This window comes from Burkholderia sp. Ac-20392, assembly GCF_017104585.1.
Taxonomy (GTDB): domain Bacteria; phylum Pseudomonadota; class Gammaproteobacteria; order Burkholderiales; family Burkholderiaceae; genus Burkholderia; species Burkholderia lata.
Map to the genome: position 1 here is coordinate 1 of NZ_JAAGPB010000403.1, position 7,931 is coordinate 7,931.

Annotated in this window: 6 protein-coding genes; 2 read left to right on the top strand and 4 right to left on the bottom strand. The window is 66.6% G+C overall.

All coding sequences use genetic code 11. The features are described from left to right. Together tssM and G3N99_RS30210 are read right to left on the bottom strand one after the other, a co-directional pair. Positions 1 to 3,841 (bottom strand): type VI secretion system membrane subunit TssM (gene tssM, locus G3N99_RS30205; protein ID WP_206124200.1); only part of this gene is annotated, 3,841 nt, incomplete at its 3' end. A 301-nt stretch (positions 3,842 to 4,142) separates the two neighbouring features. Further along, complete coding sequence (locus G3N99_RS30210) at positions 4,143 to 4,988, bottom strand: M15 family metallopeptidase (RefSeq protein WP_174939743.1); 846 nt, start codon at positions 4,986 to 4,988, stop codon at positions 4,143 to 4,145. Positions 4,989 to 5,109: 121 nt separating this feature from the next. Here G3N99_RS30210 and G3N99_RS30215 point away from each other — a divergent pair, with 121 nt between their 5' ends. Both G3N99_RS30215 and G3N99_RS30220 read left to right on the top strand, forming a co-directional pair. Further along, positions 5,110 to 6,066 carry a phage tail protein gene (locus tag G3N99_RS30215; protein WP_206124201.1) on the top strand — a complete coding sequence of 319 codons (957 nt, stop codon included), beginning with the start codon at positions 5,110 to 5,112 and terminating at the stop codon, positions 6,064 to 6,066. Positions 6,067 to 6,274: 208 nt separating this feature from the next. After that, positions 6,275 to 7,300 (top strand): transporter, encoded by a 1,026-nt coding sequence (locus G3N99_RS30220; protein WP_174939739.1) that lies wholly within the window; start codon positions 6,275 to 6,277, stop codon positions 7,298 to 7,300. Between the two features lie 24 nt (positions 7,301 to 7,324). Here G3N99_RS30220 and G3N99_RS30225 read toward each other — a convergent pair whose 3' ends face one another. Beyond that, the gene (locus G3N99_RS30225; RefSeq protein WP_122944340.1) at positions 7,325 to 7,477 is read right to left on the bottom strand and encodes a DUF1427 family protein; all 153 of its coding nucleotides are present in this window, start codon (positions 7,475 to 7,477) and stop codon (positions 7,325 to 7,327) included. Between the two features lie 24 nt (positions 7,478 to 7,501). Further along, positions 7,502 to 7,931: zinc-binding dehydrogenase (locus tag G3N99_RS30230; protein ID WP_206124202.1), on the bottom strand; the 430-nt coding region annotated here is incomplete at its 5' end.

The window sequence follows — 7,931 nt, forward strand, 5'->3', positions numbered from 1 at the left end:
TCGCGTCGGCGACCGACGACGGCAGCTGCAGGCCGCGCAGGCTCTGCTGCTGCGGCTGGTCACCGCCACCGCCGGACGGTTGCGACGTGCTGATGATGCGCATCGTCACCGATACGTTCACGCTGCCCTGCGCCCATGTCAGGTCGCAGGTGCCGTCCGGACGGCGCTTGCGTTGCGCCGAGTTGATCAGCTTCTCGAGACCGTAGCGGCCCGGCTCGTTGACGAGCTGCACCGTGCGGCCGTCGAAGGTCGTCGCGGACAGCGTCGCGCCCGGCGAACCCTGCGGATTCGGCCACACGAAGTTGGTCCACTGCGGCGGCGTGTTGCGGTAGCGCAGTTGCTGGCCGTCGATCGCGATCGTGTATTCCGTCGTGCCCGTGCTCGGCTGCGGCAGGATCTGGAACACGGTCTGCGGCTCGGACGACGCGGCCGCGCTGCCTGCCGCACCGCCGGCGAGCGGTGCGACCCAGCGCGCGAAGCCGCTCGTGAAGTCCGGCGTGAGGCCGATCCCCATGTCGCCCCACGTGCGGGCGGCGAGGGTGTCGCCGCGGCGCACCGCGAGCGGCCCGAGCGTCGTGCCGACGAACTTCGCGATCGAGCCGTCCGGACCGAACACCTGCGCGATTTCACCGGCGCCGGCCTCGACCTTCGCGCTCGCCGCGAACGGGTACTTCGTCGCGAGCGAGTTCTGGAACGGCTGGTAGACCTGCGCGTTCCACACCTTGTTGACTTCGGCGCTGGCCGGCTGGATCACGACCGCGAACGCCTGCATCAGCGGCCGCACGAGCAGCGGACGCAGCGACTTGCGTTGCGAATCGGTGAGGCCCGTCAGCATCTGCTCGTCGACGAGCTTCAGCGAATCGGCGAGTTCCGAACCGTTGCCGTCGAGCGTCTGCTGCATCAGCTGGCGCGCGCCCGGGCCCGGGTCGCCCTGGTTCTTGATCACGTTGAAGCGCGTGCGGACCTTCGACAGCGAATCCATGTAGCCCTTGAGCATCGACGTGCCGTCATGCGTCGCGACGATCCGCGCGAGCCCGATGAACTCCTGGCCGATCGGACCCATCGGCACCTCGGCCGGATTGCCGTTGATGTCGATGTTGGCAGCCGCCACCTGGCCGGCCTGCGAGCGCGAGAACAGTTGCTTGACCCAGTTCACGACGCCCGTCTGCGCCTTCTTGATCGTCACGTTCGCGAGCGACGGGTTGTCCCACGAGGTCTGGTCGTACGCGGTCTCGAGGATCTTGCGGATCGGCGAATCCTGCGGGTCGCCGAGGCGGTTCATCCCGTCGACGGCCTGGCCGAAGCTGCTGAAGCCCTGCACCGCGATGCCCTGCATGAACTTCTGCCAGTGCTGCGCGTACTCGGTCTTGTACATGCCGACCAGCGTCTTCTGGATCTGCTCGGGGCTGCCCTCGAGCGTCAGGTCGTCCTGCGTCGACGTGTTCAGCACCCAGTCCTTCGCCTGCAGTTCCTTGGTCGCCGCGTCGCGGATCGCCGGCTGCACGTAGTCGAACCACGCTTCGCGCGTGAACGTGCCCGGAATCGCGTAGCTGCCTGCCACGAGGCCCTGGTTGCCGTCGCCGACGATGCGCGCGATGGTCATCGGCGCGAAGCGGGTCGATGCGCGTGCCTTGATTTCCTCGTACACGCGCTGGCGGGCCGGCATCCCGCGCACGACGTGGCGCAGGTTCTCGCGGGTCTGGTCGACGAGCGCGAGGTTCGCGTCGATCATCGGCCAGTCGTCGTCATTCACGCGGGACAGGTAGAACGAGATCATGCGCTCCGCGCTCTTGATCATCTCGTCACGCGGCATGTTGCCGCGATTCGTCTCGAGCCAGCCGCGCCAGAAGCGGGCGAGCTGGTCGGTCAGGTGCGCCTGCTCGACGTGACGCTTGTCGGACAGCATCAGGTACGTCTTGAGCGCGTTGTACGCGTCCTGCACGTTGGTCGGCGACGCGTCGCTGTAGAGGCCGCCCTGCGGTGCGGCCGGTTGCTGCGAGGCGGCGGCTGGCGCGGCGCCGGACGCGGCCAGTGCGGCGCCGGCCTGCGGCGCGGCGCCTGCCGCGTTCGTCGAGACCGGCATCGCGCCACCCTGCACGGCGCCCGATTCGGGCGGGCGCGTCATCGGCACGAGCTGTTCGGGGTGCGCGTTCACGTCCTTCATGAACGACGCGAGGTTCTGCGACACCGGGGCCAGCAGGATCTGGCGCACGCCGTTGTAGTACTCGGTCAGCAGGTGCTGCTCGAGACGGTCGCCCTGGTACAGGCCGAGCGACACCGAAATCGGCTTGTCGCGACGGAACTGCTCGAGCTGCTCGATCCGGTCTTCGAGGATGTCCATCGCCTGCAGGCGCGACTGCAGGTCGTTGCGGCCCTGCTGCAGGCGCGTGACGTTGTCGAGGTCGGCCTGCACGTTCGCGACGAGCTGCTGGTTGCCGATCGTCGACCAGGTCCAGCCGCCGAGCGCGAGCGCCAGCGCCGCGACGAAGCCGAAGAAGGTCGCGTAGCGCAGCCGCGTCTTGGTCGGGCTCGCGAACTGGCGCACCGTCTGGCGGTCCGCGAAGATCACCTTCGAGAACAGGTCGCGCAGGAAGAAGCCGTTCTTCGAGAACGCGCTGTGCGGCTTCGGCAGCGCGGCGCCGTCGAGGCCGAAGCGGTGCGCGATGCGCTGCGCGGCCGTGCTGTTGGTTTCGCCTTCCTGCAGCGCGCTGGTGAAGTAGAAGCCGCGGAAGATCGGCTTGTACTGGAACGGGTTGTTCTCGAACAGCGTCGCGAGGAACGCGCGCAGCGACGGCTTGATCGTCGAGAATTCGAGCGGGAAGCTCAACTGGCCCGGCGACAGCTGGTTGCCGCGCGACAGCGACAGCTGCGCGACGCTGATTTCCTTCAGCCCTTCGTAGAGCTCCTCGAAGTGCGTGTCGAACTGCGCGACGACGTCGCGCTTGTCGTCGGGCTCGTAGGGCAGGGTGGCGCCCCACACGCGGTCGTACTCGTGCTTGTCGCTGCTGCTGAAGAATTCGGTGAAGCCGGTGATCAGGTCGGCCTTCGTGAACATCACGTAGACCGGCGCGAACACTTCGAGCTTCTCCGTCAGCTCCTGAACGCGCTGACGGAGGTTTTTCGCGAGGTTGATCGCGAATTCGGGGCGGTTGCCGGTGAGTTCGGCGATGCTCGCGGTGACGATGATGCCGTTGATCGGCGCTTTCGGGCGATAGCGCTTGAGCAGGCCGAGGAAGCCGAGCCATTCGCTGCGGTCTTCCTCGTGCACCGAATAGCGGCCGGCCGTGTCGAGCAGGATCCCCTCGGTCGTGAAGAACCAGTCGCAGTTACGCGTACCGCCGATGCCGTGGATCACGGCGCTGTTCTTGTCCGCGAACGGGAACTGCAGGCCGGAATTGAGCACGGCGCTGCTCTTGCCCGCGGCCGGGTTGCCGATCACGATGTACCACGGCAGCTCGTACAGCGCGGAGCCGCCCGACACCTGGCCGATCTTCGACGTCTTGATCGTCTTCACCGCATCCGACAGGCGCGTGCGCAGCACGTCGAGGTCGGCCGTCTTCGAATCGGGGGCGAGCGCGGCGGCGGCAGGCGCGGCGATCTTGCCGGTTTCCGCCTGTTCTTCCAGCACCTGGCCGAGCTGCTGGTTCGCGCGCTTCACGCGCCAGCGGCGCCACAGCGCGACGACGAGCCACAGTGCCAGGATCGTCGCGAACGCGATCGCCGCCCACAGGAGCGGCAGCTGCAGCATGTCGGCGACGATGAAGAGAATGGCCGCTAGCGCGACGATCCCGACGATCGAGAGCGTACGCGGATGAGTCAGCACGTTGAGGATGCGTTGCATAGGACGTTCAGGTTCCGGTGCGATTCGGTGAGGCGACGCAGGCGCGCCGAGCGGCAAGGGTGGCGCCGCGATGTGTCGCCATGCTGTCAAACGGGATGAAGGGGGCTGGCATCAATGCGCCCGCGGCATCGGAGAAGGCGCGCGCATTAATGAAAGGACGCTGTGAGATTTAAAACGGAAGCGGCGGCCGGAAAAAATCGCGCACCGGAATGCATGATTTTTTGCGCCGCCCATATCGTTTCCTGCCGGGATATTAAAAAGCCCCATGCCGCCCTCATTATTTCCTGTCCGGCAGCCCTGGCTAGCTGCCGCGTCCCAGTTTAAAACCGGGTTTATGGTATTCCACGTGCCCGAGATCCATCATTTTCCAGCGGCCCCCCCAGGTCAGGCCAACCTGTTCGGCGACCTGGCCATACAACTGGTAGCCGCGCATCGCCCACGGATCTTTCTCGGAAATGACCAGCTTGCCGTCGCGCAGGAATGCGTTGTCGGCCGCCAGCCCGAATTGGTGATAACTCTGGAAGGCCGCCGCGTTGGTCACGCTACCGCCCATCTGCGCGAGCCGGTTCTGTCGTTCCGGGCTCCGATAACCTTCCAGCAACGCCATCTCATAACCATATTGTTCGTGCATGATCTTGTAGACCAGCAGCAAACGCGTACGGAAATCCGGATCCAGCAGGTTCCAGTCGCGGCTCGCATCCTTCAGCGCCGGGCGTACCTGTTCGACTTCCTTGGTGGCGAAGACTTCCGGCGGCAGCGGCGGGGGCGGCACGAGTTGTTCGCCCTGCAGCAGCGCGGCGATCTTCTCGTCGGGCACGCGCGCCGTGTCGTCGTACTGGAACAATTGCCGGCCGCGTAACGCAATGGCGACCAATGGCGGCGTCGCAAGAATACCTGCCGATACCATAATCATCAAGCGCCGGCGAACCAGTAAATTTTGCACGTCGTTTAAAGCACCGCGCGTAACGCTTGCCGATTTAACAATCTGACTTCGCGTACGCGTGGCGCGATCGTTCGCACGGCGCGTAAGACGGCCGTGAAACTGGGCGACGGATTCGAAAACGGTCGCGCGGATACCCGGTAAAAGCAACAGTGCCGCAACCGCTACGGCAAGGGCGAAATAGGCGATGAGTGCGACGGCAATCAACGAAATCCCCGGAAATTGGAATTGATTGTGTTTTGCAATGCTTGCTCTTAGAATCAGGCTGCTTCGAGAGGCCGGGCTATATTATCGCGGTGAATTAAACCAGGATTCAATGAGACGCTGAATGAGTGCGCCGGAAAATTCAAATTCGAAATCTCCGCCCAGCTTGCTGTCCGATACCAAACCGGCAGGCGACGGAGCTCAGCAGTCGCGCATTCTCGCGAATCTGGAAGGACGTGTCACGCCCCCGGCCGAGCCGCCGCGCCGTTCGCTGAAGGCGCCGATCGCCGCCGTCGTGGCCCTGGTGGTTGCCGTCGGTGGCTGGGGCGCATGGCGCATGCAGCATTCCAGTGAGCAGGTTGCCGCCGTCGCGGCCGAGGCCGCGCCTGCCGCAGCTGCACCGGCGAAGGCCGCAGCGGCCAGCGATGCCGCCGTACAGGTTGCGCAGAATGCCGCGTCCGCTGCGTCCGCCGTGCAACCGGCCACGATCTTCAACGACGACGCGGCATCCCGAACCGCTGCTTCCGCATCGTCCGCGTCCGCCGCGGACAACAGCCGCCTGTCGCGTGCGCTCGCCAATGGTACCGACGACGCATCGGGCGCGGCCACGGCCGGTGCGGCCGCCGCTGCTGCTGCCGCGACGACCAAGACCGCGAAGGCCGACGCCGCGAAGGGCGCGAAGGTCGCCGCGCACAGCAAGGCCGACGCGAAGGCCGATGCAAAGGCCGAGGCCCGCAAGCATCGCAAGGAACAGCAGGCCGAGCTCGCGCAGGCGAAGAAACATCGCGACGCGGCGCCGGTGCGTACCGCGAAGGCGGGCGGGAAGGACGATCCGGATGCGGATCTGCTCGCGGCGCTCGTTGCGCGCACGAAGCCGGCCGACAAGAAACTCGCCGCGCAGAAGACGCAAGCCGTGCCGACCAAGACGGCCGCGACGACCGGCTCGCTGGCATCGCGCGTGAAGGAGTGTTCGGAGCGCGGTTTCTTCGAGGATCAACTGTGCCGCTGGCGCGTCTGCGAGGGGCACTGGGGCAAGGATCCCGCGTGCCCGAGCGCCGCGCAGTCGGAGACGCGGCAGTAACGCGTCTTGCGCGTGTCGACCCGCCGCACCTGCGCCGCCCGTTGGGCGGCGCGTTGTTTTTGGGGGGCACGGAATCGGACGGTATGATGCGGCGTGACGCTGTCACCGGCGCGTCACGCCCGTCGGGCATACGTCTCCTTTCCTTTTCCGGCGCGGGCGCGCGACCCGTTTTGCGCGGCGCGCCGTGTGCAGCACGACCTTCGACACGATGGACCTGATCGTACAGACTTACGGCGCCGATACGTCCGGCATGGTGTGCGGATTCCGCTTCGTTCCGGGCGGATCCGGCGCGACGCTCGATGCCGATTCGGCTGCCTCGTGGCTGCGCACGTGCCGCGAGCACGGTGCCGCGTCGGACGATTTCGTCTGGCTGCACTTCAATCTCGCGCACGGCGCGAGCGAGCGCTGGATGCGCACGCATCTCGGGCTGCCCGACAGCTTCTTCGAATTCCTCCACGAAGGCTCGCGCTCGACGCGGATCGAGCAGGAAGACGGCGCGTTGCGCGCGATCGTCAACGACGTGATGTTCAACCTCGAACTGACGCCGTCGGAGATCGCGACGCTGTTCGTCCATGTCGAGCGGCGCATCATGGTCACCGCGCGGCTCAAGCCGCTGCGCTCGGTCGACACGCTGCGCGCATGTGTGCGCGACGGCGAGCAGTTCAGGTCGCCCGCCGAGCTGCTCGTGCACCTGCTGCGCGACCAGGCCGACCTGCTGATCCAGATCATGCGGCGCACGAGCGTCGACGTCGACCGCATCGAGGATCGCTTCCTGTCGCAGCGGCTCACGTCGAGCCGCATCGAGCTCGGCGCGATGCGCCGCACGCTGACGCGCCTGCAGCGCATGCTCGCGCCCGAGCCCGGGTCGATCTTCCGGCTGCTCGCGAAACCGCCTGCGTGGCTGCATCTGGAAGACGTGCAGGAGCTGCGCGAATCGACCGAAGAGTTCTCGCTGGTGCTGGCCGATCTGGCGGGGCTCAACGAGCGGATCAAGCTGCTGCAGGAAGAGATCGGCTCGCGGCTCGACGAGCAGAACAACCGGACGCTGTTCACACTGACGCTCGTGACCGTGATCGCGCTGCCGATCAACATCGTCGCCGGCTTCTTCGGGATGAACGTCGGGGGCGTGCCGTTCTCGGAGAACAAGCACGGCTTCTGGCTGATGGTGCTGCTCGTCGCGGGTTTCACGGGGCTCGCCGCATGGTGGGCGTTCCGCCGGCGCGACGACCGCTAGGGCCGTCGGCGCCGCATCGACGCGTCAGCGCAGCAGCGCGATCGCGCGTTCGCCGATCACCATCCCGAGCAGGCCCACGAGCGCGACGAGCGGCGGGGCCGGCGAGCGCACGTGCAGCAGCGCGTACAGCACGCCGACGCCGAGGCCCACCGCGAGCGAAATCACGTAATCCATCATGGCGGTCTCCCGTGTGGTCCGGCGTCAGGGCTTGAGGATGACGCGCTCGCGCGCACCGGCCAGTACCGCGCGATACGCATCGTGTGCGCGCTCGAGCGGGTACACGTAGTCGTCGTCGATCGGGAACGGGCGCAGCGTGCCGTTGCCGAAGCCGGGCGCGAGCGTGTCGAGGATCCGTGCGACCGCGGCGCCGCCGAGCTGTAGCGAATCGACGCCCACGAACGTGTGCTGGCCGCGATAGAACGCGAAGATGTCGAACGGCACGCTGCGGTCGATCGTCGAGATGAAGATCTGCCGCGCACCGATCGCCATCGATGCGTTCGCCGCTTCGAAGTACGGGCTGCCGACCGTGTTGTAGACGATGTCCGCGCCGTGGCCGCCGGTTGCCGCGCGCACCGCGTCGGCCACTGACTGGCTCGACGCGTCGATCATGCGCACGTCGCCCGATGCATGG